Here is a 25,924-nt window from a genome sequence, read left to right on the forward strand (position 1 = left end):
GGTCGATCAAGCGCTGGTGGTTATTTCATGCGCGGCCAGGGGCGAGCCGGCATGGCCGCCGCTCGCCCTTTTGAAGGCGATGCTGTTGTCGATCTGGTATGACTTGTCGGACGTGAAGCTGGCTGAGGCTCTGGACGATCGGGCTTCGTTTCGTCGGTTCTGCGGCTTTTCCCGTTCGGAACCGACACCAGAGCGCACCACCTTCGTTCGGTTTCGCCGCAGCCTTGTCGCCTACGGTCTGGACAAGACATTGTTCGAAGCGATCACCAGCCAGCTCAAGGCAAGGGCAATTCGGGTGAAGACCGGCACGCTTGTCGATGCGACGATCATTGCTTCGGCCAGTGAGGACGATGGCGAGGGTCATTGGGTCAAGCACAAGGGCCGTCCGGCGGTCCATGGTTTCAAGGCGCATGTCGGCGCCGACGCCGATACGGCTCTTGTCGAAGAGATCGCCGTTACGCCAGCCAACATCAACGACGGAAAGGCCGGTCCTGACGCATTGCCGGACAATCCCGGCGATGTTTACGCCGATAGTGCCTATCGCGGTGATCATTTTGGCAAGGCGGTCATCGCGAAGGGTGGCACGCCGCGCGTTATCGCCACAGGCATGTGGGGACGCGACGAAGCCGAAATCCGAGCACGTCTCAATGCCTGGAACCAGCCGATCCAGCGTATCCGCGGTCGGATCGAGAAGATCTTCGGGACCTGGAAACGAAGCTACGGTCTGCGCCGGATGCGATGGTGGGGACTTGCAAAGGCAGGCGTGCAAATTCGCCTGAAGCCGAGAAGCTTCGCCTGACGTGCGACCGACAGTTTGTGTGCACGGTCGATCATTTCTTTCCGCCCAGCAATCCCGCCTTGCCGAGCGCTCCGGCTAAAAAATCGTTCTCCAGTGTCAGTTCGCCGATCTTGGCGTGCAGCGTTTTGACATCGACGGTCGGACCCGCCGGCTCCGTCTTCGCTTCATCGCCGAAAACGCCTGTCGCCCCCTCAAGGAGCTGGTCTTTCCACTGTTTGATCTGGTTGGCATGCACGTCAAACTGCTGGGATAATTCCACCAACGTCTGCTCGCCTCGGATGGCGGCCAGCGCCACCTTTGCCTTGAAAGCCGGGCTATGGTTCCGGCGCGGTCGTTTCGTCATGGTATCTCCTGTTCCGGCATCTAAGCCGAAGGCAGGCAGAATTTCCACTTATCTTAGCTGTCCAGATTTCCCGAGCCAGCTCTCTTTTACGGCCAGGAGCCTTCGGCGGTCGACAACGTATTCGGCTTCATCATATCGGTCGGAGAATAAGGCCAGGGCGCATATGATGGCCTTAGGCGGAGCGTAGGCTTCTAGGAGCACGCTGCCGCCTCGGTACCGATCCTTGCGGCTTTCCGCAAAGGCCGTTGCTACATCGAGCCTGGATGACCACGACATGCCATAGGTTCGTCGGCACCGATTCGGCCAACTGCAGCCACGGTAGAGCTTGAGGCCCGGCCCGGTATAGACTGGCAGCAGCACGCGGAGGCCATCAATTAATGACAAGTCGTCGGAGTTGCTGCGGAGGCTCTCGCCGTCGTTTTCCCATATCCCCAAGAAGGCGTTTCGCATCTCATCGGAAGCGGACAAGCCAGCAATGGCACGAAAAGCTCTTGCGAACAGCATACGGGCTTCGATGGCCTCAAACGCGTCTGAGAGAGCCAGCAAATCGCCAGCGACTACGGCGGCTTTGAAAGCGGCGATAGCTAATCTTTCCGACTTTGCTTCCTCCCTTATGGTAGCGAGGAATTGCCGCTTCCGCGATGGAGACAGAGGCCAACACGGCCCATACCTGCGCGCTGCAGCTTCTTGCCGAACAGGCGAGCGCTCGCATCACCGACGCGCTGGCCCTAGTCGACGACCTGCAGGACATGCAGGAGCTCAGGCATTGCGCAAGTGGTGCAGGCGCTACGGGATTGCGCAGGCGATGACGGACGAGCTTTCCGAAGCAATCGACCACAGCCATACGGCTCTCAGTCTCCTGCTGACAGCCGAAGCGGCTTGCGAGGTCTTCAAGCTGGCTGCGGCCATTGGCGGCACGATCCGCCAGGCCCGCAAACTCATCGAATCCAATCACGAGGCCCTGGAACTCATGCAGATCCGCAGTGAGCGCCACAGCAGAGGAACATCGAAATGACCGGACGCCTCATCTTCATGGGCGAAATTAATAAGCCCGTTGCCAACTCCATCCACCACGCCGACGCGCTGTCCTTCATGCGCAGGCTCCAGCCGATCGGCAGCGGCATCGACTATTGGGCCGTTGCCGACAGTGGCAAGTACCGCCTCGACTATCAGATGGGCCAGCGGCTCGGGAACGAATATCTGGAATTCGTCGGCAACTATCCGACCTTCGGCAACGCCAACCTTCTCGGATGGATCGTCGAGGGCATAGCGCGCACGGCAGACCATAACGGCAAGATCGACGCATCCGCGCTCGGCTTCCTCCGCGTCGTCAACGATTACGCGATGGCCGCCGCCGCCATCCTTGCCATGCCGAGTGCTCACGACGCAGCCGGATAGCGCGTGCCCGCCAACCGAAGGTGTCTTCACCACGAAGACCCGCCCGCACCATCCAAGGGCAGCCAGAGGCGCCAGATGAAGGCCGGAGACCGTTAATGCGATCCGCCTTCGCTCCGGTTAAGAAAATCATTCAAATTGTCTGAGCGCCTTCGTCGGGCGGAAGTTTCCCGCACGCCATCGTTCACTCTTTGAGTCAGAACGAAGGCTTATTGTTCACAAAATCACGAAACTGCAGCCTTACATCCGACGAAAGTAGCAAAGGTAGCAAACAAGTAGCATTAGAAACCGGAGCTAAAGTTTTGAATTTTAACGATAGTAGCAAAGTAGCAGAAGTAGCAGGGCCGTTTAGGCAGGGAGCCACAAAATTGATGATGGCCGGACGCCTCGATACGCCCGGCACGCGGAGTGAAAATTGGGCAGCTTCTCTCCCGCCCGGCATGAGCCGCGCCATTCTCAAGCATGCGCTGATTTGCTCCGCCCGGCAAGCTGCCAGATGTCACACGAACTGACTCGGGGTGTGATGTGCGGCGAGAAATTGCGAAAACTGCTGTGCCTAGCAGATCACAATAGGTGGATTCACGGGTGGATAAAGACAATTAGCCAAAACTAATACGTCAATAAAAACAATTCGGTGAGAAAGAAAGATGGTGCCCCCGGCAGGATTCGAACCCGCGACCCCCTGATTACAAATCAGGTGCTCTACGATAACGTAGGCGAACACTGCATTCCTGTGTATTCCTCTCTAAACCCCTGATTTCTCGATGACAAGTCAAAAATGTTATGCGATGTTATGCCCTGTGAATAACATTGGCTAACACGCCATTCCGTTACCCGATTGTTACCCGAGGAAGCATGGCCCAGGTACTGACCCTGAAATTCATCGAAAACGTCAAACCGGGAGACAGCCGGCAAGAAATCCCCGATGCTGGAATGCCGGGCCTCTATCTCGTCGTGCAGCCGTCCGGCGCTATGAGTTGGTCCGTCCGCTACCGGTTCGACGGCAGGCCACGAAAGTTCACCATCGGCTCTCACCCCGCCTTCAAGCTCGCGGATGCCCGCAAGGCTGCCAGCGCGGTTTTGCGCAGCGTGTCCGAAGGCCGAGACCCGATCGATGAAAAGAAGGCCGCGGCGAGTGCCCGCACGCGTGACATGGATCGGATCGAAAACCTGTTCGACGATTTCCATAAGCGCTATGTGCTGGAGAAGAACCGGCCGTCGACCGCAACCGAGAAAAAGCGGACCATCGACGTGGATATTGTGCCTAAGTGGAAGGGCCGCATGATTGGCTCCATCACCAGGCGGGATGTCCTGACCTTGATAGACGAGGCGGCGGAGCGGGCACCGATTCAAGCGAACCGCGTCCACGCTCTCCTGAGCAAATTCTTCAACTGGTGCATCGAGCGCGACATCATCACGGCATCGCCGATGGTAAAGCTCAAGCCGCCGTCTCAAGAACACCACCGCGACCGGATCTTGACCAAAGACGAGGTGCGGCTTGTCTGGCTCGCCTCGGAAAAGATCGGCTGGCCGTTCGGCACGATGGTGAAGTTGCTATTGCTCACCGGGCAGCGTCGAACGGAAGTCGCTGGCGCCGAACGCAGTGAGTTTGATCTCAAAGAGAATGAGGCCTCCTGGACAATCCCGAAAGACAGATCGAAGAACGGCAAGGCGCACTTCGTTCCCCTGCCCCAAAGCGCCGCCGAAATCGTCCGATCAGTGCCGCAGCTCGAAAAGAAGTCGGCCTTCCTGCTCACAACGACCGGCGAGAGTGCCATCAGCGGATTTTCGAGAGCCAAGGCCAATCTCGACGCAGAGATGATCAAGATTGCCCGCAAAGAAATCGAAGAGGCCGGCGGCGATCCGGATGAATTCAAGCTCACGCCATGGCGCCTGCACGATTTACGCCGAACTGCAGCCAGTGGGATGGCATCGCTCGGCATTGCGGTCCATGTCGTGGAAGCGGTGTTGAACCACCGAAGCGGCTCCATCAAAGGCGTGGCCGCGGTTTACAACAAATACGAATATGCGGATGAAAAGCGACGGGCCTTGTCCGCTTGGGGGCACCTCGTTGCCGAGATTGTCGGCATTGAGAAGCCCGACAATGTCATTCCGATGAAGTCTGCGGTTTAAGCTTTTCCAGCGCTTGCTTAAGAGCGGAATCCTTATGCGGCCAATCAGGCGGAAGTAGCTTGGCGTGCCTGATGGCATCTTGCATCGCCTTCCCGGCCGCGAAGAAGTCCTTGCTCTTCATGTCCTCGTGGAACTGCACGAATTCGTCAATGCGCGGCCAGATGATATCTATGTAGTGGTTGAGGCAGGTTTCCCGCTTCGGTGACGAATAGAAGAAGGGCCAATGCTCAACCGCGAACGCCAGGCGCCGGGATTCCTCAAAAGTAGGAAACATCTCTGGGAACTCGGCGATCCGCAGAGCGCGGACTCCCTCTGAGACATCCCAGAAGAAAGACCAGTTTACCGCGGACTTGCCATGCGGAAGTTGTTCGGCATTGGCCGCCGCCATGATGGCTCGCTCCACTGCTGTGGTCAGAGGCTGTCCCCTGTGGCGCGCCATTAATTCAAGTGCGAACCGCGTCCTCGCATCAAGCCGAACTGCCAGCGTCTCACTCTTGGTTTGCTTCTTGTCTTTTGCCATCGCGACCATCGCTTTCAGCCCCTCCTATCACAGCCGCCTTTTTCGACAAGCCGAATGAAAGGGAAATCGCTGTGGATAACGGATTTCGTAAAATTAGGTATTCCCCGGATTCACAATATGTATTAACTTTCCGATACAGAAAATAACATTGAGCATACGTACATTCCAGAAACATTTCGGAACCGGTCGGCGCCGCTGCAGTGGCTGCCAAGGAGAGTTGAATGAGTGAACCCGTTGTTTGGTTGAACACCAACAGCATCTGCCAGCGATACGACATTACGAAAATGACCGTCTGGCGCTGGGAGCGTGACGAGAAGCTCAAGTTCCCGCAGCCAATGGTCGTCAATGGCCGCAAGCTCTACCGGCAGGAAGACATCGAAGCCTGGGAACGCTCGCGGATGGGTGGTCGATGACCAGCAAACGCAAACGCAAAGGCAGAGCCAAGTTCATCATGATCGATGGCTACGTAAAGCGCAGCGCCGCATGGAAAGCGTTGTCGCCAATCGAGCGCAGCGCCTACCTTGAGGTCAAGTGGCGGTACGACGGCATGAACAATGGTCGCATCGGCCTCGGCTGCCGCGAACTCGCCGATGAAATTAACATGGGCCGCACCACAGCTTCAAAAGCCCTGGATGAGCTTCAAGCGAAAGGCTTCATCGTCAAAGCCAAGCCGAGTGCCTTTCACATCAAGAACCGAGCCGTCACTGAGTGGCGCCTTACCGAATATCGATGTGATGTAACCGGCGACCTGCCCTCAAAAGATTTCACAAGGTGGGCCGACGAGAAAAAACAACAGTCCGCTCCAGCGGACACACAGTCCGTTCCAGCGGACACCTACCCCCTCCGAACTGAGGAAAATCGCTCTGGCAGTCCGTTCCAGCGGACTGTGAAGCTGGTTTTGGCGGATCAACAGTCCGCTCCAGTGGACACATATAGATATACCATGGAAGGTGACGTTGATGCAGCATGACGACCTGCCGCTCTTCGCTTACGTGCCACCTGTCAAAATCATTCCGTTTCCCGCACTAAAGCGGGTCGGCCAAGCGAAAAAGATAGCTGAGCAGCTTGCCAAGGCTCGGACGCAGCGTGAAGCGGATCACATCCTTTCCCGATCTGTGCAAGCCTATAGCCGCCAGATGAGCAGCGCCCGTGTTGCCGAGCCAGATATCGCTCGCGAGACGCTCGACTTTCTAACGCTGATCCATGCGCAGTGCCTAAAGCTTAGAGCGAGATGGCGCCCTAGTCTTCCGCGCCAATCCGATGGCACCGACAACCCGCGAGGGGCAGCCTAAAAGCAAGCAATAGCCGTTTTCAGACTGGAGTTCGCCATGACGAGCACGACAAATCACAAAAGCCGCCGCACCGCCTTCATTGACGTTGACGACATCGAAGCCGTTGATCGCTTGCGTTCGGTCCTTCCCGCTGACGTTGACCGCTTGGCCGCCTCAATGGCTGAAATCGGCTTGAGAACGCCCATCTCGGTTCGATACTACGAGGAGCGACCGGAAGCACTGCCTTATAGTGAGGTTTCAAATGCTCTGTTGCTGGTGACCGGCGCGCACCGCGTGGCTGCGGCTAGAAAACTCGGTTGGGAGAAAATCGAGGCCTTTGTTTTCTTCGAAGGTGATGCCGATGACATTCGCCTCTGGGAGATCGATGAAAACCTCTGCCGGAATGACCTTAGCGCCACCGACCGCGCCCGGCATACAGCTGCCCGCAAGGAAATCTTTGAGCGCAGGAACGGGCCGTCCAAGGCCATCGGCGCACGGGCTGCGAATGCAGCGATGGGCAATGCCCATGACGCAAACGACAACTTGGCGCTTGCGTTCACGGCGGAAACTGCAGCGGCGACGGGCCAGAGCCAGCGCACAGTGCAGCGTGACGCTGAACGCGGGCAGAAGGTCATTCCCGAGGTTCTGAACCTTGTTGCCGGTTCCAAGCTCGACAATGGCGCCTATCTCGACAAGCTCAAGCGGTTGCCGCCGAACGAACAGATGACCGCGGCGAAGCGCGACCTGGCTGTGATCCGCCAGCGCGGCATGGAAGCGGACCAACAGGCGCGACAAAACAAAATCGATGCCGACGTGAAAGCCAGAGCGGCAAAGGAAATCGCCGAAATCATCGTCGAGTATGTGCCGGCAGAATGGTGGGATGCCGTCAAATCGAACCTGTACGCCACCAGCACGAAAAGCGTTGCGGACGCGCTCACAAATCTGACCGGGGCATCGAACCGCGCCGCCTGACCTTCCAGCAACAGGAGAAGCCTACATGTACATGACCGATATCGAGAACGACATCGCCAATCGTGACAGCCGCGGGATGGAAGACGCCTTCCGCGCTCTCGTTGGATGGCCGAAGGAAGACGACATCCATGGCGCCACCGCTGAAAGCCTCAGCAACGCGCTGGAGGCGATTTGTGCGGCCCTTGTCGGCGACGACAGCATTATGCCCGGCGATACCGTCGACATCATCGCGGCGACAATCGGGGAACCGATCGGCGGCACCTACGCGGACGGCGCCGACGCCGTTTCCAACAACCTCGACATCTTCAAAGCTCGTTTCGACGGTGCCGACGACCTCGATGACGCTGCATAACCGATAGCGCGGCCCGACCGCGCATCTCAGACCCGCAGGGATAGGACGGCCATCCGACAAGCCGGCGCGCACCACCGGTTTCCCTGCGGCCCCTGCGGTGCTGGTGCAAGGTGCGCTCATGCAGAAAGCCCACAATCAAGTATATGACCCTGTCCGCGACGAAGAATGGTGGACGCTTGCAATGGCAGTCGCATGGATCGCCGACCGAAACGCTAAAAGCGTCGTCCGCCACTCCCCCCGTTCGCCCGATCAAAAGGCGGCTCTTCTTTGGGTAATGTTCATCGAGGAAATGGGCGGGGACAGAGTTTATTGGACGGCGGCCGTTGACCTGCTCAAAGCCATTCAGAGTCGGCTGGTCGAAACAGATACCCACATGGTGGATGCGGCACATCTCGCCCTCCGAGAGAGGCCTGGTCCCATCCCTGACGAGCACTTGGGTTATCTTATCCTTCAGGGCGATGACAATATAGATGGGATAATTCTCTCGACGCTCGATGGCACTAAATTCCAACACACCAGAGTTCGCGCGCGGCATATTTTGAGAGAATGGCCGGCGCCCATTCTGGAGCCCGGAGACGAGATTTATCAGATCATCGAACAACGCGGCGGCACGTATAGCCTCTTTGATGCGGCGGTGCTGGTCGGCTCTTTGGGGCAGTCATTTACCAGCCGGCAAATTGCCAATTTGCTTATTGACGAAAAAGGGATGGAAGAGTTATCGCAGATCCTCGCATATGACGGGATTATAGCAACCGGTCGTAAGGGCGGCCTGCGAGGCGATATCCCATCCTCGCCCTGGGAAGCAGCGAAATACGGCTCCCACCACACAGAGGCAGATACACATCGTATCGAGTTTCTGGATTTCACCTCAAAGTCTGGCTTGGGCGGAACGCTCACGCTTCACAGCAATTTGCGCTCAAAAGAGCCCGATTGGGTTGACATCCGTGTGCCAGCAGAAGCGCTGCGAGCGCATGTTGCTAGTATGCTCTCTAAGTCCGACACTACTCCTCCAGCGTTAGCGCCGATCGAAGGCGCCGCCTCTAGGGCACCAACAAGCGATCCGGGGAAAGCACCGGCGAGGCGAGGTCGGGCACCAAAATTCGCTTGGGCTGCTTTTGAAGCGGAAGTTCATCAAAAACTGCGCCGAGACGGCATTCCTGACGCGACGGCGGGGAGACCTCAGAAGAAGCTAGTAGATGAAATGACCCAATGGTGCTGGGACACCTGGGGCGAGTCCAACTCGCCCGAAGAAACGTCCATCAAAGACAAAATTCGCAACTGCATTGCCGAATTTGCCAGTGGGTCGGAAAAGTCGGAAAAGTCGGAAAATCCAAGCGAAGGTCACTAATTCAATTTCCGACTTAACCGTCTGACAAATCGAAATAATTCCGGCACGTTCCGTTCACTCTCTGGGTTTTCCGGGGAGGTAATAGGAGCGAAGTATGAACACCTTGTTCAGTCGGAAACTGAAGCCTGCGGAGGTATCCAACCTCACCGGCATTCCTGAGTCGACTCTCGCAAAGATGCGCATGACGCCGGACGCCGGCCCTCCGTTCCTGAAGCTCGGCAAGACGGTTCTCTACGACACTACCGACGTAGAGGCTTGGCTCGCGAGCAAACGCCGCCGCTCGACTTCCGAAGCAGCATAATAGGAACGGAAAATGACTGAAAAGCGAAACCCGGCGGGCCATGGGCTCCGCCAGGTTCTGAATATCAAAGCTCTTGCCGGAGTTGATGCTCAGAACCCTAACGAAACCATCCTCGAAAATCAATCTGAAACGCTGGCGGCTCGTCACCTGGTGCGCCGCTTCGGCATCGGCTTCCATCATGCCCGAGTCATCTGCGAGCTTTCTGGCCTAGGAGGTGCGGCATGAAGCCTCTTTGCCAGATCCCCTCGCCCTACGGTTTGCTGATCGATGTCTTCCACGACCCCGAACGCAGCACGGATCCTGATCTTTGCTATTTCCACAATCTCGAAGACTGCATGACGCTGGCAGGCGTTCACGGCGATATCAATCGCAAGCGTTGCGCCGAGGAGTTCCGCCGCCAGTCGGCAGCCGGCTCCATCACCTTCGAATTGTTCCTCAAGCATGGGGGCCGCAAGGCCTCTTACGCTGACCTCACGAAGCCGGCCACGTCGATCTACAAGACCATGCCGCGGACGGCGGGCATGGAAGTACCGATCGAAAATTGGGTGACGCTCGTCATGGACGCGCCGGACTGGTACCACCGCAGCGCGGCCCTGCTTGGCCCCGTCTCTTCGTGCATCGAGGAGGCAAAGACCTGGGACACCCCCGAGCCGCTGCAAGGACCGGTCGTCGTCATCGGGGTGATGCATTTGCTCACCGCGGCGCTGGAGCATCTGCACGAAAAGGAAATCGACTGCCTGGAGGCGGCGGCTTTCTATTCCCTTTCCCTTCACGACGAATGGTCTTCCGCCGGTCTCAACTGGCTGGAGCCGATCCGCTCGACATGGCTTGCCGACTGGCTGACGGCCCGTCCGCAGTTCGTCGAGTTCGCCCGCCTCTGCCGCATCGTTAACCCCGACCTTCCCGCTTGGATCGCAGGAGACCGCACATGACCAATCGCCTTATCATCACCGCTCGCATTCTTCCGGACGGCCAGCCGTTTAAGGTTATCGGCCGTGACGCCTGGGCGCTGCGCAATCTCGTCAAGGCCGGCGAAACCGGCTGCACGCCAATTGATCATCCCGGCCCGCGCTGGTCGGCCTATGTGTGGAAGCTCCGGACGAAGTACGGCCTCGTTATCGAGACCATCGAAGAAAAGCACGAAGGCCAGTTCTCCGGCAGCCATGCCCGCTACGTCATCCACTCCGAGGTTGCCATCCTCGCCGAAAGCGACCGGATGGCAGCATGAGCGGCTTCGTACCAGAACTTGAACAGGAAGTGTTGGGGGCCATCCTAATGGGTGGCAACCCGCACATCGTTCCGGGTGCGCTGCGCCCGGAATCCTTCGTTGAGCCGCTTCATCAGGAAATCTTCGCAAACATCGAAAAAGCTTACGAGAACTACAGCACGGCAAATCTCTCTGTCGTGTTGAGCATGACCGACACGAGCCGCCGCGAGGCAATCGAAAAGGCTCTCGGCATTCCTCTTTCCGAGTATCTGGCGCGCTTGGCGTCGGATGCTCCGGTTCGGGGTCTCGGTGGCATCCGCAAATCCATCGAGGCGATGAACCTGCAGGCCGCCCGACTCCAAATCGGTGCCGAGGCTTCCCGCATCGCCGCGGCCGCCGACGATCCGGCCACCAACCCGCAAGACCTGATCCGTACCTTCAACGCCACGGCCGACAGCGTCACGGCTGGCATTCGTGCCAATCGGAAGACCAAGACGCAATTCTCCTTCGATGAGGCCAGCAATGCTGCACTGGAAGCCGCACAGGCAGCCCGCAACAGCGGCGCCGGCCTTGTCGGCATCTCGACAGGCCTTGCCGATCTGGACCGAGCTACGGGCGGCTTCCGGCCTTCGGAATTGACCATCCTGGGCGGGCGGCCGGCAATGGGGAAATCCGCTGTCGGGCTTGGCTTCGCACTCCGCGCCGCGCTTGCTGATGAGGATGCGCTCTATATCAGCCTGGAGATGGCGGCACCGTCGCTGGCAATGCGAGCGTTGACGGATCTCGCCTATGACGAAGGCCATCGGATTGCATACAGCGACATCCTCAACAATCGCACCACCGACCGCGATTTCGAAACGGTCTGGGATGTCAAGACGCGGCATTCGAAGCTGCCGCTCTACATCGAGGATGCCGCCGGCCTCACGCTCGGCGATATCCGCAGGAAGCTCGAAAACGTCAATGACCGCATCGGCCGCGAGGGCCGTTCGGTCAAAATCCTCCTGGTCGACTATCTGCAGCTGATCGCGGCGACCGGCCGCTACGCCGGCAACCGCACGCTGGAAATCAGCGAAATCTCTGCGGGCCTCCGGGGTATCTCCCGCGAGTTCGGCATTCCCGTTGTCGCCCTGTCTCAGCTTTCGCGCCAGGTCGAGAGCCGGGAGGACAAGCGCCCCCTGCTGTCGGATCTGCGCGAATCCGGATCGATCGAACAGGACGCCGACGTCGTGCTCTTCGCATACCGCGAGGAATATTACGCCGGTCGGACGGAGGCCAAAAACCCCGACGACGAAATCAAGCGGCAAGAGAAGCTGGATGCCTGCCGCAACAAGCTTGAACTCAACATCGCAAAGCAGCGTAACGGCGCCACCCGGACAGTTCATCTGTTCGTCGATATCGCATGCAGCGCGATCCGCAATGCAGCGAGGTCATGACATGTCGCGTATTCGAACCATCAAGCCCGAATTCTTTAAGCACGAAGGGCTGTTCGACGCAGAGCAGGAAACAGGCCTGCCGATCCGTTTGGCGTTCGCCGGCCTGTGGACGCAATGCGACCGTGAAGGCCGGTTTGCCTGGCGCCCGCGGCAGCTGAAAGTCGACATCTTCCCCTATGACGAAGTGGACTTTTCACGCGTGCTCGACGCGTTGGCCACGCGTGGATTCATCGTAAAGTACGCGTGCCAGGGACGGGAATTCGGGTACATCCCGTCATGGCACCGACATCAGGTCGTAAACAACCGCGAAAAAGCCAGCGAATTGCCCGATCCGACTGAAATCGTTGAGGTATCTGACGCGTCAGCCACGCGTGGGGCACGCGTCGAGCACGCGTCCCATAAGGAAGGGAAAGGAAAGGAAGGAGAATATACCCCCGAAGCGAGTTCGGGGCCTTCACCCAAGAAGCCCAAGACCCTGACCTATTCCCAAGCCTTTGAAGATTTCTGGAAGGCATATCCTCGACATCCGAACATGAGCAAATCCGACGCCTTCAAGGAATGGGGGAAACTCGCCGACGACGACCACGCCAAATGCATGGCCGCCATTCCCGGCTATATCGCCCACCTCAAGGAAAACACCTGGCTGCAGGCAAAACATGCAGACGGTTTCTTGAAGCACCGGAAGTTCGACGGCTTCTGTGATGCGGGGAACGGAAACGTTGACCCCGAGGAGCAATGGCAGAAGCGGCTTTCCTATGCCCGTCAGAACGGCAGGTGGTCTTCGAAGGATTGGGGGCCGGCGCCGCACCTTCCCGGCTGTGCAGTGCCTGCCAGCCTTCTGGAGCCTAGCGACGGCAGCGGCTGGGCGGAATGGGTGCGGGCAGCATGACAATTGAAACCTCACCGCTCGACGCCGTGCGGATCGCCGCAGACTGGATCGCACAGCAGCCGTCCGGCGTCCGCATCCCCGACATCCGCGACCGCTTCGGCCTTTCCGCGCTAGAAGCCTGCCAGGCGATCAAGCTGGCGCGCAACGTTGAACCGAAGGAGGCGACATCACCATGACCGACATGGCCGACATGATCGACTTCGAAAAGATGTCTGACGCCCAGTACGCGGACTGGCTGGAGCGGCAGGCGAAAGAGTTGGGGCAGACGTTCGTCGACCAAATCGCCCTCCTTGCCGGCGCCATCCCGGCCGGAGAGGCCCGCGCCGCCGGGATTGCATCGTTCACCAAGGAATTTACCGCCGATCTGCTTGGACAAGGGTTCCCGCCACAAATCGTACACCCCTTGGCCGCCTTGATCGCCACTGCGGCGAAAGACCGCTTCGCCGAAATGTCCATCTCTTTGCACTCGGGAGCGCAAGACGCATGAGCCAGCAACAGCAAACCCTCAAGACATCATGGGATGAAGACGTGATGCTGCCCGCTTTCCTGTCCTGCCTGCATTGGGCTCTTGGCGAATCCTCGATTGTCGATCGGTACCGCATCGAAACCGGCGATGCCTTCACCCCGGCCGCCAACGGGCTGGAACGGATGATCGACTGCGCCACCGGCAACGACCTCGCCTTCCTCCAGCGCTTTTCCGATTGGCTCGAAATCAACATTTTCGGCCGGCCGGAAGACGTCTACAGCGATGGAGACGCAGCATGAACGTCCATGCGCCTAATTTGGACATTGAGAAATTCCGCAAGGTAGCGGCACTGATGACGGCCGGCGCCACCGAGGGCGAGCGCTCGGCAGCCAAAGCCAGGGCGGGAAGCATGGCGGCGAAGGCTGACATGACGCTCACACAGGCAATGTCCAAACTGGACACGCCTAAAACGACGGCAGCAAACCCGTTCACAGACATTTTCAACGATCCGTTCTTCAAGGAGCAACGCACCGAGCGTCGGCGTAAGAATGCCATCAAGCGGGAACGACTGTTGAAGGAATATGGATCGATTGCCGCCGTGTTCGATCCGACGCCTTGGGAAGTCGCTCTTCGGAAGGCAATCGAGCCTTTTTCGATCATTATGTCCTATGCATGCATCTCAAAGGTCCAGCGCCATTACACCGCATTCATGGACGGCGAGCAGTGCGGCGATTTCTTGAAGGGCACGCCCCGCGCTTGTGCCGCGATTGCAGCGGCTTATCCGATGCCCCGGACCATCGGCGAAGCCATGGCAGAGGTGAAGGTCTGGAATAAGCTTCGCTGGGACCGCGGCGTCTTCCACGATGACATCTACGGCTACAACGAAGAGCCGGAAGTCCACGTCAGGACGAAGATGGTTGAGGATTTTCTTGCCACGGCGCCTGTCCAAAATTGGCAGGACTTGGAAGACCGCTTCGCCTGGAAGAAATACGAGTTTGAAAGCGAGTATTTAGACCCCGTTGTCCGGAACGACCCTTTCATGGATCGCATCGAGGATGACTTTCGGATTCTTCGCGATAGGGCGACTACTCCGACGCAATCGGAGGAGCGCTTGCAGCCTGCTCAAAATGGACAGCGTCGCACGAATGCCGACAAGGCGACAATGGTCCGCGAAATCCTCACCGCAGAACCGAGCCTTTCCGATCGCGAGATTTCCCGCCGGGCTGGCGTCAGTCCGCAGACGGTTTCCAACTGGCGTGCTCGCCTGAAAAATGATCACCAGAAAGGAGCATGAAATGACAACTGTTCTGGAACAGCTTGAGACCGCGGTCGAAATCCAAGTCAACTCTGGGCGCTACGCCAAGCCGGAAGACTGGCCGGTCGAACTCGGGCCGTACATCCCTCCCGATCAGGCCAAGGCCAATTTGATGAAGGCTGGGCAGCGCGCTATCGACGTCGGGCGCCAGGCTGCGGAAGAAGCGGTTTTGCAGCCGGCATTGCTCCGTAATCGCAACGGTCGCGAAGCGGTATATCGGGCAATCGGGAACGCAGTCGATACCGAGCTTCAGATCGGAAGTTATGCCGAAGACGAATTACTCCCTGCCTTGCTCGATGTGCGAGACACCTTTGCTCATATTTCAGAGCATGCTTTTGAAGAACGCCTTGAGCAGCTTTTCATCGCTGGCGCCGGGCAGATGGGCCGCTGCTGATGGAAGACAAGCCTACCCTTCCCGCCCCCGTTCTCATGCATCGCGCCGAGGTGATCAACATCAAGGTTGCGGTGCATCGTTCTGGCCGCAGCGAAAGGACTATCCGCGACTGGTGCCGCATCTATGGCATCGGCCGCCAGAGCGCTCAAAATGCCCCGCTGGAGATTTCGGCGCCCGCCCTCGAAATGGTACTGCATGGCGAATACGATATCCTCGAATTGCTGAGACGGGGCCAGCGCGACCACGCAAGCGTTCGCCGGTATTTCGATCACTTGGGCTTGCCAAAGTAATGCCGTCCTCTCGACCACCCCTCAAATTTGAGGGGTATGCTTGAAAATCCAAGTTTTGCCACTTCATCTTTTAGTTGCGCAAATTTCTACTTCTAATAGGTAAATCTGCAACACACTGCCGGACGCTTCCAATCCCCAAGCCCTTCTCGATGTGAAACAATCGCTCCCAGGATTTCAACAGGAGCGTTTCACATGCTTGACACCGAAGCAAAGAAGGCAAGCCAGCGCGAAGGCCGGTATCCGGTCATGCTGGTGGGTGCCACGGTCATGGAGAGCTTTCGTGACCAGCTATTCGATGCCAGCAACCGCGCCGGCATGACGCCCAACGAATTTGTTCTCCAGGCCGCCGCCGAAAAGCTCGCCGCTTCCGGACGCAAGTTCTCGGGCATCTTTCACCGCGGCGACATAGTCGAATATCTTCCCCGTAAGAGCGCCTAAGGAGAAAACCATGGCCGGAATTTTAAGCTCCATCCTCGGCGCCCTCGGCAACAACACGGTGGGCCAGAGCGCTTTGCCGGTTAACGGGCCTATGACTGATATGTCCCAAGGCGGCGGCCTGCTGTCCGGCGTTGACGGCTCCGGCTCTGCCATGGGCGGCGGCGCGATGGGCGCCGGCAACACTTCTGGCGGTCTCTTTGGCACAGGCTTTCTCGATCTCAACGACCCCGACACCATGATGGGCTTGCAGTTGATCGCCAACGGCAGCAAGCCGCCGGGCGAAATGTTCTCGGGAATCCCGCAAATCGCCGCCTACGGTCAGCGTATGCAGCAGGACCGGCAGGAGCGTGCCGCAGCAGAGCGCGACAGGCGGGACAAGCTGGCGCAAGGCAGCCGAACCGATGAATGGATTCGCCAGCACCGTCCGGACCTTGCCCAATTCATTGGAGTCGTTCCGACCACGGAACTTATCAAAGAAGCGTGGAAGCCGAAGCAGAAGAAACTTCAAGTGGTCGACGGCAAACCTTTCTGGGTCGACGAGGTTGCAGGAACGTTTGAAGCGGCGGAAGGCTTTGAGCCGCAGCGCAAGCCGCTCTCGACAATCGGCCAGTTGCAGGAAGACTACAGAACGGGCGCCATTGACGACATCGGCTTCCGCGTCGGCATGCAAGGCCAGTTGCCCAAGGGCATGAGTTTGCAGTGGGATGAGAACGGCGCACCCTCCATCGTTGGCAATGTCAGCGAGACGCCCGCTTTCAGCGTGCCTTCTGGTTTTCAGTTGGCCGATCCCTCCAATCCTGATGCGGGAGTTAAACCTATCCCCGGTGGCCCGGCAGAGGCCATCCCCGCCGAATTGGCGGCACGCATCGGGATGACTGATACCTTCTTGAAGGCGTATCCTGATCTTCGAGACGAAATTGCTGCCGGCAACGTCACAGGCTGGATTGACCGCGCATCGGTCAATGATTCGAGCAGCCAGCAGGCCCAAACATATCGGAAGATCCAGAGCGGCGTGGACGCGCTCACCCGCATGCTGACCGGCGCTGGCATGAACCTGGCCGAGGCTTCGGCATATGCAGAGAGGTACCTGCCGAGCTATAGCGACGACGCCAATTCGGCCGCCCAAAAGCTCGACCAGCTCGCGCAGGAACTTGAAGCCGCCCGCGCTGCCGTTGTCCGAGGCCGTGGCAATCTTCCCTCACCGTCCGTCACATCCACAGCGCTCAACAAAGCACGCAAGGCAATTGCCGGCGGCGCCGACCGCGAGAAGGTCATCCAGCGCCTTGTTGAAAACGGCATCGATCCGGAAGGGCTCTAAGATGGCTGACATCAGCTTTGACGATTTGATCCCGGCGAAGGGAAACGGCGCGCAGGCGGGTGCGGTTGTGCAGCAAAGCAGCGGGGATATTGATTTTGACGATTTGATCCCAGCAGGCGCGGCCAAGCAACAGGACCAGAATTTGAGCGTCTATGACCCTTCTACGCTCGCCGCGCTGTACGGTGGGTCTGTCATGACGGCACTGACGGGCGGCAACATCGGCGGCGAGACAGCACGCCGCTGGATCGGACAAGGCGTTCCCGCACTGGCAGAAGGAATATGGGACAGCACAAAGGCGGCCGTTACCGCCCCAGGCCGAGCCTACAGCGGCGAACTGCAGGTAATGGACCCGGCCGGCAATGTCAGCCAGGAAGCCATTGGCGAGGCCGCCAATCTGGCAGGCTTTGTCTCTCCTGCATCGGTGGGCGGGCAAGTTGCTTCCACAGGCCAGCGCGCCGCCACCTCAATTGCCAGGCAGGCGCCCGAAGGTCTTGGCATCGCACAAGCTGGTCAGCGTCTAGGCGTGGATCTGCCCCGCGCCGTCGTCAGCGACAATGCCGCAATTCAGCAGGCCGGCAAAGTCGTGGCAAATGTGCCGATCGGTGGGGTACCTCTTCGGGATGCCTCAAAGACAGCCATCGACCAGCTTAGCGATGCAGCAATGCGGGCTCAACAGCAGTATGGCCTCGCCGATAGTGCCGCGGCCGGTGCCGGCGTGCGGAGCGGTCTCACAGACTTTTCGAAGAACACGTTAGCGAAACTGGTGGATGACCGCTACAACGCAGTCGACGACCTCGTTACCTCCAATGTGGTGACACCGCTGCGCAGAACGCGGCAAGTCGCGGGTGAAATTCTTGGCGATCGATTGAATTCGCAGATCGACGGCAGGAGCCGCGCCATTGCCATGGTGCAGAAGGCGTTGAGCCAACCGGACGGCCTCAACTACCAGGGCATCAAGGGACTGCGGACAAGCGTTGGCGAATTGCTCAAAAGCCCCGCAAAGCTGGCACAGAGCGGCGTTTCCGAGAACGAACTGAAAGCCATCTACGGCGCCCTTTCTGATGATCTGCGGACAGCGGTTTCTCGCGGCGGCGGCGCCGAGGCCTACCGCGTGTTTGAGGATGCGAACACGTTTGCCGCAAAGGTGGCAAAGGAGCGGGAGGCGTTTGACCGCATCCTTGGCAAAAACGCCTCAGATGAAAACATCTTCAGCCGCATTGAGGCCATGGCGGGCTCCACCGGCCGCGCTGACATCAACAATCTGATGCGCCTCAAATCCTCGCTTTCGAAAGAGACCTGGGGAGACGTTGCGGCATCTGTCCTGTCATCCATCGGTCGCGACCCGGAAGGCCGGTTCTCTCCCGACCGGTTCGTCACTGGCTGGGGCAGGCTCTCTAACTCGGGGAAGACCTTGCTCTTCAAGGGAAAGGACCAGGGCGACCTCGCGCAGTCTCTCGATGACATCGCCAAGGTTTCTAGCCGGTTCAAGGAATTGAACCAGTACGCGAACCCCTCTGGCACCGGCGCCAATCTGTTCACAGCCGGTATCGGCGGCGGCCTGGTCTTCGACCCGGTCAGCACCATATCGGCCGTCGCCGGCTCCCGCGTCCTTTCGGAAATTCTCTCCCGTCCGATCAGCGCCAAGAAGTTGGCAAATTGGGCAAAGAGCTACGAAGCCGCGGCCAAACGGCCAAGCGCAGGGACAATGAAGTTCCTCGAAGACCGCGCAAAAATCCTATCGGTGGAAATAGCTGAAAGCCTTGGTGACCCAGGCCTTGCAGAACAAATTCTGCCGAGCATAGCGCGGATGGGTAATTTGCCAGCAGCACAGGGGAACGAAATGGCGGGGCTGAATATGACCAATAGCGCGGTGTAGGCGGCGAGCCATGATGACCAATGCAACAACCGCATCGCTACTTCCGTCCATCGCTCAGTTGATCGATGCGGTTGTTCAAGTGCTCGATCTGCTTCTCAAGCCTGTAGCAGAACCCAAAGACGACGCCGATGGCCCAAGCCACCGCGATGCCATTTCGGTCAACGAGCAAGAGAAAGCCTGCAACGAGCGCGGCAATGAGCAGGGAATAGAAGGGAACGCGGGGCGGCACCTTCATTCAGTTGCCCTCATGCAGCAAGCAACAACAGCAGATCCGAGTTTCATCTAACACCAAAGGTAACGGCAATGGCAGGTTCAAGGTCAGTCATCGACACCATGCTAGGTGAGGCAACGAGCGGTACTATTGCCGAACGATACGACGACATGCGCGCGATTGCGAGCACGATTGTCAACCGCGCCGTTGCTTTGAACGTGTCACCGGATTCAGTCGTCTCCGCACCGGGCCAGTTCAGCGCCTATGGAAAGTCGCTACCGAAGGGAACGGCTGCTTACCGAGCCCTTGCGGAAAAAGCCTTCGCTGATGTCGTCGCAAACGGTCCAATTCACAATGGCACCTTTTACGCCACGCACAAGCGCGTCGGCGCCCTTCCGAAGGGATTGACGAAGGTTGCCACCACCAAGGCGCATACGTTTTTCGACGACCCTCAGAACCGCGCCATCGAAACATCGCTCGGCACCACGAAAGTCAACGTTGCGCAGAAGCAGCTTGCGCAGGCTTGGGCGGCGCAGAACATCGCCGCAGCGCAGATGCAGACCCAGACGACGAACAAGAGGACGCCGACTCGGGGAACGACCGTTTCGGATCTCGGCGCCACGGTGCCCTCCGGCCTCACCTCGCCTCTTGGCGTCATGGGTGATCGGATCACCAGCAACTTTGGCCCCCGCACCGCGCCGAAGACAGCGACCGGCTACGGATCGGAGGACCATAAGGGAACCGATCTCTCTCTCGGCCCCACCGCCGGTTACGCGGCAGAAGCCATTGCCGGCGGCCAGGTGAAGCACGCCGGCCCTCTCGGCAAGCTCGGGAACGCCGTCACGATTTCTCATCCAGACGGCACGACATCGACCTATGGGCACCTTGCCAGCATCAGCGTTGCGATGGGCGACAATATCGCTCGCGGAACACCGATCGGCACTGTTGGGGAAGCCGGCAATGCGAAAGGCCCTCATCTCCATCTCAGCATGAGGGACAAGTTCGGCAACGTCGTCGATCCGGCCTCAATGATCGATTTCAACCGCACGACGCGTGTCCCCACCCCGACCGCCCGGCCGACCACGACGCCGCAGGCAACTCCCGAGACGGCGGTAAGCGCGTTTTCGACTGTCCGAGACGCCATCTCCCCGGCTCTCGCGGCAATTAGCGCCCAGATGAATCCGGCCACCTCAACCGCAACGCAGTCCTTTGCCACACAGCGGGCCGTACAGCGCGATGCGCAGGCTGCGGCAGCATCGGCGCAACAGCAGCAGGCAAATCGCGACAGAGCGCAACAGATGGCCGAATACGGCGCCGGGCAGCAAGCGATGCGCAACGCAATGGCTGCACAGCAACAAAGCCAGGTGAGCGCCAAGACGTCGAGGATAGGGGCAGATGCCCGCGCTGCATTAGCAGCCGGCCTGAATGATCAGCGTGCGGGACTCACGTCGCAAACCCCGATAGGCATTGCGGGGCGCACCATCGGCGCCATGGCGGGAAACCTCTCCAAGCCGACCAGCACGTCGAGCACTATCGGCGAGCTTGCAGGAAGCCCATTGTCAGGCAGATTTGCGAACAACAGGTCCACGACGCGAGACGCGGCAGCGGCAGCGTTGAATGCGCAGCGCGACAGTTTCGCGGAGGCTCGGGCAACATCGCTGGACGGGGCGCTCGCTGACCGCCGTACAGCCATCAATGCTTTGGGTGATATCGGCGTATCGGATGACGCGAAGTTCGCCGGATCGCAACACCCGCTTGGAACGACGACACAAGCGCAAGCGATGCGCCAGACGCAGACGCCCGGGTCGTTGACCAGTTTTGCCAGCACCCTCGGCGACTACGCAAAGAACACCTCTTTCGGGCAACTGGCCCAGGGGCTGGCACTTGCCGCCGATGTCACGACGCCCGATGTTGCCGCACAGCTGGCGGCCGGAGTAACCCCGCAAGATGCTTTCGGGACCACCTTGGCGCCAATATCCTTCTCGGATGATTTTACTTCACCTGTGGCAACATCGTATGCCCCGACCAACGTCAGCCGCTCCATTCTCGGCGACGTAACCGCCGGCATCGAAAATCCAAATACTGACTTTTCAGGCGGCAACACCGGCCTGTTGAAGTCGGCCCTGGATGCTCCTGACGGTCTCCCTGGCCGCTACGGTCAGCCGGCAGGCATCGCCATAGGTGGCTTGCTCGGTTCTGTCCTGGGTGGGCCGCTCGGTGGCCTTTTAGGCGCAATGGTAGGCGGCAGGATTGGAAATCGTACCGGCCCGGCAGGCGGCACGGGCGGTGCGTTCGGAAGCTTGTTCGGCGGCTCCAATTCCGGCGATGGCAACAGCGGTCCCGGCCCTAGCGGCGGCGACAGTCCCGGCAGCCGCGGACCCAACGCCGGAAATCGCGGCGGCGGGTCTCGGAAGAACGAACAGGGGTCCAGACGATGACGGAAACGACACAGGAGCATGGAGTATCGGAAATGCGTGGTGGAAAGCGAGAAGGCGCTGGCCGGCCGGAAGGCTCGCCGAACAAGGCAACAGCAGCACGGCAGCAGGAGATTGCCGACAGCGGCATGACACCGCTCGACTACCTGCTTTCCGTCATGCGCGATCCAGACGAAGGCCAGGACACACGCCTGGAGGCGGCAAAGGCGGCAGCGCCCTATGTTCATCCGAAGCTGGCATCAATCCAGCACGCCGGCACCGTCGGTTTTATGACGCACGAAGACTGGCTGGACGAGCTCGACAAGCTCGACGGCGCCCGCACCGACTACCACAACCGGATTCGTGGATAAGCGCATGACAGATCACCTCTTCCGCCCCGGCAAGTCCGGCAATCCGACAGGTAGGCCCAAAGGCGCACGCAACAAGCTCGGTGAGGAATTCGTTGCTGATCTCTACGCCGACTGGCTGGAGCACGGCCGAGACGCGATTACCCGCGTCCGCGAGACCAAGCCCGAACAGTATCTCAAGGTCATCGCATCGCTGATACCGAAGGACATCAACGTCACCGTCGACAGTCTCGAAGGCTGGACCGATGCGCAGCTGATCACCAGAATTCGCCAACTGGATGCGGTGATCCGTGAGGCCTACCCCGACATCGACGAGACCACGCATTGACGGAAGAGCGCGGACGAAGTGAGGAACAGGCTATGACAGCGCCTAAAGGAAATCAGTTCTGGAAAGCCAGAAGCTCGCACGGCCGACAGCCGATCTTTGCTGATCCGGAGAAGCTATGGGATGCCTGCTGCGAATATTTCCAGTGGGTCGAAGACAACCCGCTCTATGAGGATAAGGCCTTCGCCTATCAGGGTGTCGTCACTCACGAACCGGTTGCCAAGATGCGAGCCATGACAATTTCCGGTCTTTGCACTTTCCTCGACATTGGCCGGCGCACATGGGACGATTACCAAAAGCGAGAAGGTTTTTCGCCAGTCGTAACCCGCGTGGAAGACGTGATCTATCAGCAGAAGTTCGCGGGCGCTGCGGCGGACCTTCTGAATGCCAATATCATCGCCAGAGACCTCGGATTGCGTGACCGGCAGGAACATTCGGGCATAGGGGGTGTGCCGCTAGTGCCCGTAATCAATCTTAGCCTGAGCAAGGCTTAACTTGCGCAATTCATTCCGCCGAGCGCGCTTCCCACGCCCTCTGGGCCAAGCTTCTTAAGGTGCTTCTCACAAGCCGCTTGCATTCCACCCTCATGGGGTCCAAGGTGAATTCTTCAGCAGCCATGTAACGGGCGCTGCTGGGGAGGGCTCAGCCCTGGCCCCAATTGAAAAGGAGGACCTATGTCTTCCGAAAATTTCAAGACCTATCTTAACAGCGACCATCTCGACTTGATCGAGGGAATTCTTAACCGGGCCGGATTTGAAGAAATCTCGCCTGAATATAGCAGCTATGCTGCTTTTCTTGTTGGCAGGTTCGAGCGGGGAACAACGAGCCGGGCCGAGCTTGCTTATTCTCTCCAGCGGCATCATGGAGCAATCCAGACTGAGCTTAGCCGTCGACTTCCAACGCGATTTCACCGCTATGCGGTCCAAGGCCTGCCCGACGCAGCTTGAGCAAAAAGCAATGTTGATTTGAGGCGGGTCTGCACCCGCCTGCATCAACGATACTCGATGCGTTGGCGAGCCACATGCCATGGTCGGCAAAGACAAGTTTCACAATTGGGGACATGGAACCAATCGGTGTAAATTATGTTTGTCTCGCAAGAGGTTAACATGAACAAAACCGAAAAATTGCGCCGCGAGAGCGCCCTGCTATTTACCGCCTATAGCAGCGGCAAAATTACAAGGCACGTGCTCGCGGCGTGGGCTTTTGCGCTGGACGGATACTCGCCCGCAGCAATGGATCTGGTTACCGAGGCGCAGCAATGGTTTTCGCGCGGTTCTTTCAGGAAGCCTGAGCAAGTTGTCTTGCAAGACCTCGAACTGCTCCTGCGCCTCTCAGAGGTTGACCGCTGAAGCAGATAGCGGTTGCGGATGCAACATCCCCTCGTTCAAAACGGCCTCAACGACGAGACAGGGGAAAGTCGCAAGAATCGTAAAGCACCCGGATCTGTTTATCATCGAACCGCGCCTCATCGACCTCCATCACAGAACCTCGCAGCTGCGAGCTGGGCATTTCCTCTATCGCAAAGCGCACGGCTTCTGCAGCAGTCTCGAACCTCTTGTAGCGAACGCCTTGGCTTCTCAATGATTTCTTGCCTGGGAAAAGCCCCGCTTCGATCGTGTAGTCGAACTTGGTCATATCCTGGTCTCCCTATGAGGCCCGGGGAATGGCTGGCGAATCTATGCTGCGAAATTCGTCAACGGAGGGTGAGGCTTTGTGTTCGATTATTTTCTCGGGCCTCCCGTTCCACCAGCCGGAGTTCACGCTGGCGCGATTTCATATGCCGGCGAAGGGTTTCCAGCTTCTTTGCATTGGAGCCTCTCTCGGCCTCGGGCGCGCGAAAAAGCTCTTCCATCGCATCGCGCGTAATCTTTTCTATCATATTGGAATTCCAGTAATAATGGCGTGTGGTGCAAATCACTTCGGTGTGAGGGCGCACAACTGGGGCGCCGGCATTCACTTCTTCTTGTCGAACCCCGTCGTATTTGCGGCGATTTACGGCAGTTTTGTCATTCAAAGTTATCATTTGAAGGCGGAACCGCTTCATCGATCATCGGATTTCTATCAAGCTCCAAAGCGTGTTGAATTTCTGAGTACGAAACCTGAAGAAATTGGCGGGTCGCTATGGGAATTGATATTGCCGGGATTTCAATGTGCGTCGCTGTTCTCCGATAAACTGGATAGCTCAATCCTTCGATCAATTCTTCGTCGATGACCAGACGGTATGTCCCTGGTTGTTGTGGCTCCGTGAGTGCCTGAAGCCTGAAAGGCCGCATAAACGTAATCTCGCTTTCTGTCGTTCTCATTTGAAGCATCTTCTCTTGATGTGTTCGCAAGTCCGCAGCCCCGAACTGGAGGCGCGCCACGATGTTTTGAAAGATTAAGACAGCAGGCAGGGAATGCTGCCCTGCCAAGATGGCATCACAAAAACCAGCCGGTCATCAGAATGTAAATGATCATTAAAAGACTGGCCGCCACGAACACATGGGATACCGTCTCTTTGAAGAATCTATATTGGCGGGAAACTAAATGGGAAGACATCACGTCCTCCTCTCAGATTGGGGCGAGAGTCCTGCTCTCATTCAGCCGCGCCCTTAAGATCTGCTGCTGAGAGAAACACAATGCGCTCATCGCTGCGCAATTGCAAATGATCAATTCGGCCGGCGATTTCCGGACTGATCTCGATCCGGCCCCCATTCGCTGCTGTTCTATAACAGCGGTCGGGCATCATAGGAGGGATAGAGGGGGCGGCATATATGTCCGGCGCTCCAAACCGGAAAAGCCGGTATGAAAATCGTCGTCGCGCATCTGATAATACAGATGATTTACAGATCGATCGACAGCCCGCGAGCCTGACAAATCAGGCCTGTTTTATCGGTCGCCAAACCTTATAAAACCTTACATCGCTCCGTGATTTTTGAGGTTGTGGACATGGCGGCCAGGACTAAGGTCGAAATGTGCCGCCGGGACATATTTGGCCGTCGCGCGACCTACCACGCTGAACCAGCCCGACGGAATTCGTCGCCTTGGTTTTCATCTCCTCCAGACGGCAAGCGTGTTGGTAAATGTTGGTATTCGGCAGGCGCAATGCGGGCATGGAAGCCGGCCGCCGAAGTTGTTGAATGTCGTGGTTTCCGGCGCATGGGCGGGCAAATTTGCACCCCCAGCCTTGTGTTGGTTCGTGTCCAAACCGTCGTTGTCGAGATGAAGGATGTCAGTTGAACTGATACCCTGGCCCTCTTGTTCGGGGACCAGATCGACGCGGCCGACACCTGAGGCGACAGCCTCTGAATAGCTGTAACAGCAACGCAGGGAAGATGGAGAAATGACGGTGTCGTTTCTGGGAACGAGACCCTGCACCCCCCTTAAGGTAGGTGCAGATCAGCGTCGCCGGTGGACGGGAAGGCGAGAGCGTAAAGAACAGACGCAGGCAAATTGAAAACGGTTTTCATTTCAGCGCCAAATCGTTCGGACACCCTCATGAAATTTCCTGCCGTTTGAACGGTCATGCCGAACTCCAGTTCGCTCCAACCGGCGGCGGTCGCCATG

Annotated in this window: 37 protein-coding genes and 1 pseudogene; 32 read left to right on the forward strand and 6 right to left on the reverse strand. The window is 58.4% G+C overall.

What is annotated here, in order from left to right; all coding sequences use genetic code 11:
- Window positions 1-799 (forward strand): IS5 family transposase (locus DEM27_RS28530; protein WP_165823661.1); only part of this gene is annotated, 799 nt, incomplete at its 5' end.
- On the opposite strand, the pseudogene DEM27_RS28535 reads toward DEM27_RS28530, so the two are convergent.
- Window positions 772-1,142, reverse strand: a pseudogene (locus tag DEM27_RS28535) (transposase); the annotation flags it as partial. The gene DEM27_RS28530 and the pseudogene DEM27_RS28535 overlap by 28 nt on opposite strands.
- An 805-nt stretch (window positions 1,143-1,947) precedes the next feature.
- On the opposite strand from DEM27_RS28535, the gene DEM27_RS28545 reads away from it, so the two are divergent.
- The 3 genes from DEM27_RS28545 to DEM27_RS28555 all read left to right on the forward strand — a co-directional run bounded on the left by DEM27_RS28545 (window position 1,948) and on the right by DEM27_RS28555 (window position 4,670).
- A complete protein-coding gene (locus tag DEM27_RS28545; RefSeq protein ID WP_109461657.1) occupies window positions 1,948-2,157 on the forward strand; it encodes a hypothetical protein in 210 nt (69 codons plus the stop codon).
- Window positions 2,154-2,540 carry a hypothetical protein gene (locus tag DEM27_RS28550; RefSeq protein WP_109461658.1) on the forward strand — a complete coding sequence of 129 codons (387 nt, stop codon included), beginning with the start codon at window positions 2,154-2,156 and terminating at the stop codon, window positions 2,538-2,540. Before DEM27_RS28545 ends, DEM27_RS28550 begins: the two co-directional genes overlap by 4 nt.
- Before the next feature lie 852 nt (window positions 2,541-3,392).
- Window positions 3,393-4,670 carry a tyrosine-type recombinase/integrase gene (locus DEM27_RS28555; protein ID WP_109461659.1) on the forward strand — a complete coding sequence of 426 codons (1,278 nt, stop codon included), beginning with the start codon at window positions 3,393-3,395 and terminating at the stop codon, window positions 4,668-4,670.
- Here DEM27_RS28555 and DEM27_RS28560 read toward each other — a convergent pair.
- Window positions 4,645-5,199 carry a hypothetical protein gene (locus DEM27_RS28560; protein ID WP_109461660.1) on the reverse strand — a complete coding sequence of 185 codons (555 nt, stop codon included), beginning with the start codon at window positions 5,197-5,199 and terminating at the stop codon, window positions 4,645-4,647. The genes DEM27_RS28555 and DEM27_RS28560 overlap by 26 nt on opposite strands.
- A 212-nt stretch (window positions 5,200-5,411) precedes the next feature.
- Between DEM27_RS28560 and DEM27_RS28565 the strand changes: the two genes are divergently transcribed.
- The 28 genes from DEM27_RS28565 to DEM27_RS28695 all read left to right on the forward strand — a co-directional run bounded on the left by DEM27_RS28565 (window position 5,412) and on the right by DEM27_RS28695 (window position 23,727).
- A complete protein-coding gene (locus DEM27_RS28565; RefSeq protein ID WP_109461661.1) occupies window positions 5,412-5,603 on the forward strand; it encodes a helix-turn-helix transcriptional regulator in 192 nt (63 codons plus the stop codon).
- Window positions 5,600-6,160: a hypothetical protein gene (locus DEM27_RS28570; protein WP_205908977.1), complete on the forward strand. Its 561-nt coding sequence runs from the start codon at window positions 5,600-5,602 to the stop codon at window positions 6,158-6,160. Before DEM27_RS28565 ends, DEM27_RS28570 begins: the two co-directional genes overlap by 4 nt.
- Window positions 6,150-6,482, forward strand: coding sequence for a DUF6074 family protein (locus DEM27_RS28575; RefSeq protein ID WP_109461662.1), 333 nt, complete (start codon window positions 6,150-6,152; stop codon window positions 6,480-6,482). The genes DEM27_RS28570 and DEM27_RS28575 overlap by 11 nt, the downstream gene beginning before the upstream one ends.
- A 36-nt stretch (window positions 6,483-6,518) precedes the next feature.
- On the forward strand, window positions 6,519-7,433 hold the full coding sequence (locus DEM27_RS28580; RefSeq protein ID WP_109461663.1) for a ParB N-terminal domain-containing protein: 915 nt from the start codon (window positions 6,519-6,521) through the stop codon (window positions 7,431-7,433).
- 25 nt (window positions 7,434-7,458) lie between these two features.
- Window positions 7,459-7,785, forward strand: coding sequence for a hypothetical protein (locus tag DEM27_RS28585; RefSeq protein ID WP_109461664.1), 327 nt, complete (start codon window positions 7,459-7,461; stop codon window positions 7,783-7,785).
- Window positions 7,786-7,903: 118 nt separating this feature from the next.
- A complete protein-coding gene (locus DEM27_RS28590) occupies window positions 7,904-9,133 on the forward strand; it encodes a hypothetical protein (RefSeq protein WP_109461665.1) in 1,230 nt (409 codons plus the stop codon).
- 94 nt (window positions 9,134-9,227) lie between these two features.
- The gene (locus DEM27_RS28595) at window positions 9,228-9,434 is read left to right on the forward strand and encodes a helix-turn-helix transcriptional regulator (RefSeq protein ID WP_109461666.1); all 207 of its coding nucleotides are present in this window, start codon (window positions 9,228-9,230) and stop codon (window positions 9,432-9,434) included.
- A gap of 12 nt (window positions 9,435-9,446) precedes the next feature.
- The gene (locus DEM27_RS33705) at window positions 9,447-9,659 is read left to right on the forward strand and encodes a hypothetical protein (protein WP_128755584.1); all 213 of its coding nucleotides are present in this window, start codon (window positions 9,447-9,449) and stop codon (window positions 9,657-9,659) included.
- Window positions 9,656-10,366 carry a hypothetical protein gene (locus DEM27_RS28600; RefSeq protein ID WP_109461667.1) on the forward strand — a complete coding sequence of 237 codons (711 nt, stop codon included), beginning with the start codon at window positions 9,656-9,658 and terminating at the stop codon, window positions 10,364-10,366. The genes DEM27_RS33705 and DEM27_RS28600 overlap by 4 nt, the downstream gene beginning before the upstream one ends.
- Window positions 10,363-10,662 carry a winged helix domain-containing protein gene (locus DEM27_RS28605; RefSeq protein ID WP_109461668.1) on the forward strand — a complete coding sequence of 100 codons (300 nt, stop codon included), beginning with the start codon at window positions 10,363-10,365 and terminating at the stop codon, window positions 10,660-10,662. The genes DEM27_RS28600 and DEM27_RS28605 overlap by 4 nt, the downstream gene beginning before the upstream one ends.
- On the forward strand, window positions 10,659-12,074 hold the full coding sequence (locus tag DEM27_RS28610; RefSeq protein ID WP_109461669.1) for a replicative DNA helicase: 1,416 nt from the start codon (window positions 10,659-10,661) through the stop codon (window positions 12,072-12,074). Before DEM27_RS28605 ends, DEM27_RS28610 begins: the two co-directional genes overlap by 4 nt.
- A gap of 1 nt (window position 12,075) precedes the next feature.
- The gene (locus tag DEM27_RS28615) at window positions 12,076-12,963 is read left to right on the forward strand and encodes a hypothetical protein (RefSeq protein ID WP_109461670.1); all 888 of its coding nucleotides are present in this window, start codon (window positions 12,076-12,078) and stop codon (window positions 12,961-12,963) included.
- Window positions 12,960-13,139, forward strand: a complete 180-nt coding sequence (locus tag DEM27_RS28620; RefSeq protein WP_109461790.1) for a hypothetical protein — start codon at window positions 12,960-12,962, stop codon at window positions 13,137-13,139. The genes DEM27_RS28615 and DEM27_RS28620 overlap by 4 nt, the downstream gene beginning before the upstream one ends.
- Window positions 13,136-13,450 carry a hypothetical protein gene (locus DEM27_RS28625; protein WP_109461671.1) on the forward strand — a complete coding sequence of 105 codons (315 nt, stop codon included), beginning with the start codon at window positions 13,136-13,138 and terminating at the stop codon, window positions 13,448-13,450. Before DEM27_RS28620 ends, DEM27_RS28625 begins: the two co-directional genes overlap by 4 nt.
- Window positions 13,447-13,728: a hypothetical protein gene (locus DEM27_RS28630; RefSeq protein ID WP_128755585.1), complete on the forward strand. Its 282-nt coding sequence runs from the start codon at window positions 13,447-13,449 to the stop codon at window positions 13,726-13,728. The genes DEM27_RS28625 and DEM27_RS28630 overlap by 4 nt, the downstream gene beginning before the upstream one ends.
- Complete coding sequence (locus DEM27_RS34795; protein WP_245446196.1) at window positions 13,725-14,723, forward strand: transposase; 999 nt, start codon at window positions 13,725-13,727, stop codon at window positions 14,721-14,723. Before DEM27_RS28630 ends, DEM27_RS34795 begins: the two co-directional genes overlap by 4 nt.
- 1 nt (window position 14,724) lies before the next feature.
- Window positions 14,725-15,138 (forward strand): hypothetical protein, encoded by a 414-nt coding sequence (locus tag DEM27_RS28640; protein WP_109461673.1) that lies wholly within the window; start codon window positions 14,725-14,727, stop codon window positions 15,136-15,138.
- Window positions 15,138-15,428, forward strand: coding sequence for a hypothetical protein (locus tag DEM27_RS28645; protein ID WP_109461674.1), 291 nt, complete (start codon window positions 15,138-15,140; stop codon window positions 15,426-15,428). The genes DEM27_RS28640 and DEM27_RS28645 overlap by 1 nt, the downstream gene beginning before the upstream one ends.
- A gap of 192 nt (window positions 15,429-15,620) precedes the next feature.
- Window positions 15,621-15,866 carry a hypothetical protein gene (locus tag DEM27_RS28650; RefSeq protein ID WP_109461675.1) on the forward strand — a complete coding sequence of 82 codons (246 nt, stop codon included), beginning with the start codon at window positions 15,621-15,623 and terminating at the stop codon, window positions 15,864-15,866.
- A gap of 10 nt (window positions 15,867-15,876) precedes the next feature.
- Entirely contained in the window at window positions 15,877-17,184 is a 1,308-nt protein-coding gene (locus DEM27_RS28655) for a hypothetical protein (protein WP_109461676.1), read from the forward strand.
- Window position 17,185: 1 nt separating this feature from the next.
- Window positions 17,186-19,060 (forward strand): hypothetical protein, encoded by a 1,875-nt coding sequence (locus tag DEM27_RS28660; RefSeq protein WP_109461677.1) that lies wholly within the window; start codon window positions 17,186-17,188, stop codon window positions 19,058-19,060.
- 10 nt (window positions 19,061-19,070) lie between these two features.
- Window positions 19,071-19,346 carry a hypothetical protein gene (locus DEM27_RS33710; protein WP_128755586.1) on the forward strand — a complete coding sequence of 92 codons (276 nt, stop codon included), beginning with the start codon at window positions 19,071-19,073 and terminating at the stop codon, window positions 19,344-19,346.
- Window positions 19,347-19,441: 95 nt separating this feature from the next.
- Window positions 19,442-21,709, forward strand: coding sequence for a peptidoglycan DD-metalloendopeptidase family protein (locus DEM27_RS28670; RefSeq protein ID WP_165823663.1), 2,268 nt, complete (start codon window positions 19,442-19,444; stop codon window positions 21,707-21,709).
- Window positions 21,706-22,056, forward strand: a complete 351-nt coding sequence (locus tag DEM27_RS28675; protein ID WP_245446198.1) for a hypothetical protein — start codon at window positions 21,706-21,708, stop codon at window positions 22,054-22,056. The genes DEM27_RS28670 and DEM27_RS28675 overlap by 4 nt, the downstream gene beginning before the upstream one ends.
- Window positions 22,057-22,060: 4 nt before the next feature.
- Complete coding sequence (locus DEM27_RS28680) at window positions 22,061-22,381, forward strand: DUF5681 domain-containing protein (protein ID WP_109461680.1); 321 nt, start codon at window positions 22,061-22,063, stop codon at window positions 22,379-22,381.
- Window positions 22,382-22,413: 32 nt separating this feature from the next.
- Entirely contained in the window at window positions 22,414-22,872 is a 459-nt protein-coding gene (locus DEM27_RS28685) for a DNA-packaging protein (protein WP_109461681.1), read from the forward strand.
- 180 nt (window positions 22,873-23,052) lie between these two features.
- Window positions 23,053-23,325 carry a hypothetical protein gene (locus DEM27_RS33715; protein WP_128755587.1) on the forward strand — a complete coding sequence of 91 codons (273 nt, stop codon included), beginning with the start codon at window positions 23,053-23,055 and terminating at the stop codon, window positions 23,323-23,325.
- A gap of 159 nt (window positions 23,326-23,484) precedes the next feature.
- Window positions 23,485-23,727, forward strand: a complete 243-nt coding sequence (locus tag DEM27_RS28695; RefSeq protein WP_128755588.1) for a hypothetical protein — start codon at window positions 23,485-23,487, stop codon at window positions 23,725-23,727.
- Window positions 23,728-23,773: 46 nt separating this feature from the next.
- Here the strand turns inward: DEM27_RS28695 and DEM27_RS28700 are convergent, their stop codons facing one another.
- The 4 genes from DEM27_RS28700 to DEM27_RS28710 form a co-directional block, all read right to left on the reverse strand.
- Window positions 23,774-24,013 (reverse strand): hypothetical protein, encoded by a 240-nt coding sequence (locus DEM27_RS28700; RefSeq protein ID WP_109461684.1) that lies wholly within the window; start codon window positions 24,011-24,013, stop codon window positions 23,774-23,776.
- 58 nt (window positions 24,014-24,071) lie between these two features.
- The gene (locus DEM27_RS33720) at window positions 24,072-24,422 is read right to left on the reverse strand and encodes a hypothetical protein (RefSeq protein ID WP_128755589.1); all 351 of its coding nucleotides are present in this window, start codon (window positions 24,420-24,422) and stop codon (window positions 24,072-24,074) included.
- Window positions 24,385-24,681, reverse strand: coding sequence for a hypothetical protein (locus DEM27_RS28705; RefSeq protein ID WP_420028863.1), 297 nt, complete (start codon window positions 24,679-24,681; stop codon window positions 24,385-24,387). The genes DEM27_RS33720 and DEM27_RS28705 overlap by 38 nt, the downstream gene beginning before the upstream one ends.
- Window positions 24,682-25,740: 1,059 nt before the next feature.
- On the reverse strand, window positions 25,741-25,923 hold the full coding sequence (locus DEM27_RS28710; RefSeq protein ID WP_109461685.1) for a hypothetical protein: 183 nt from the start codon (window positions 25,921-25,923) through the stop codon (window positions 25,741-25,743).
- Between the last annotated feature and the right edge of the window lies 1 nt (window position 25,924).

The sequence above is a fragment of the Rhizobium album genome (assembly GCF_003122325.1).
GTDB classification, from domain to species: Bacteria; Pseudomonadota; Alphaproteobacteria; order Rhizobiales; family Rhizobiaceae; genus Metarhizobium; species Metarhizobium album.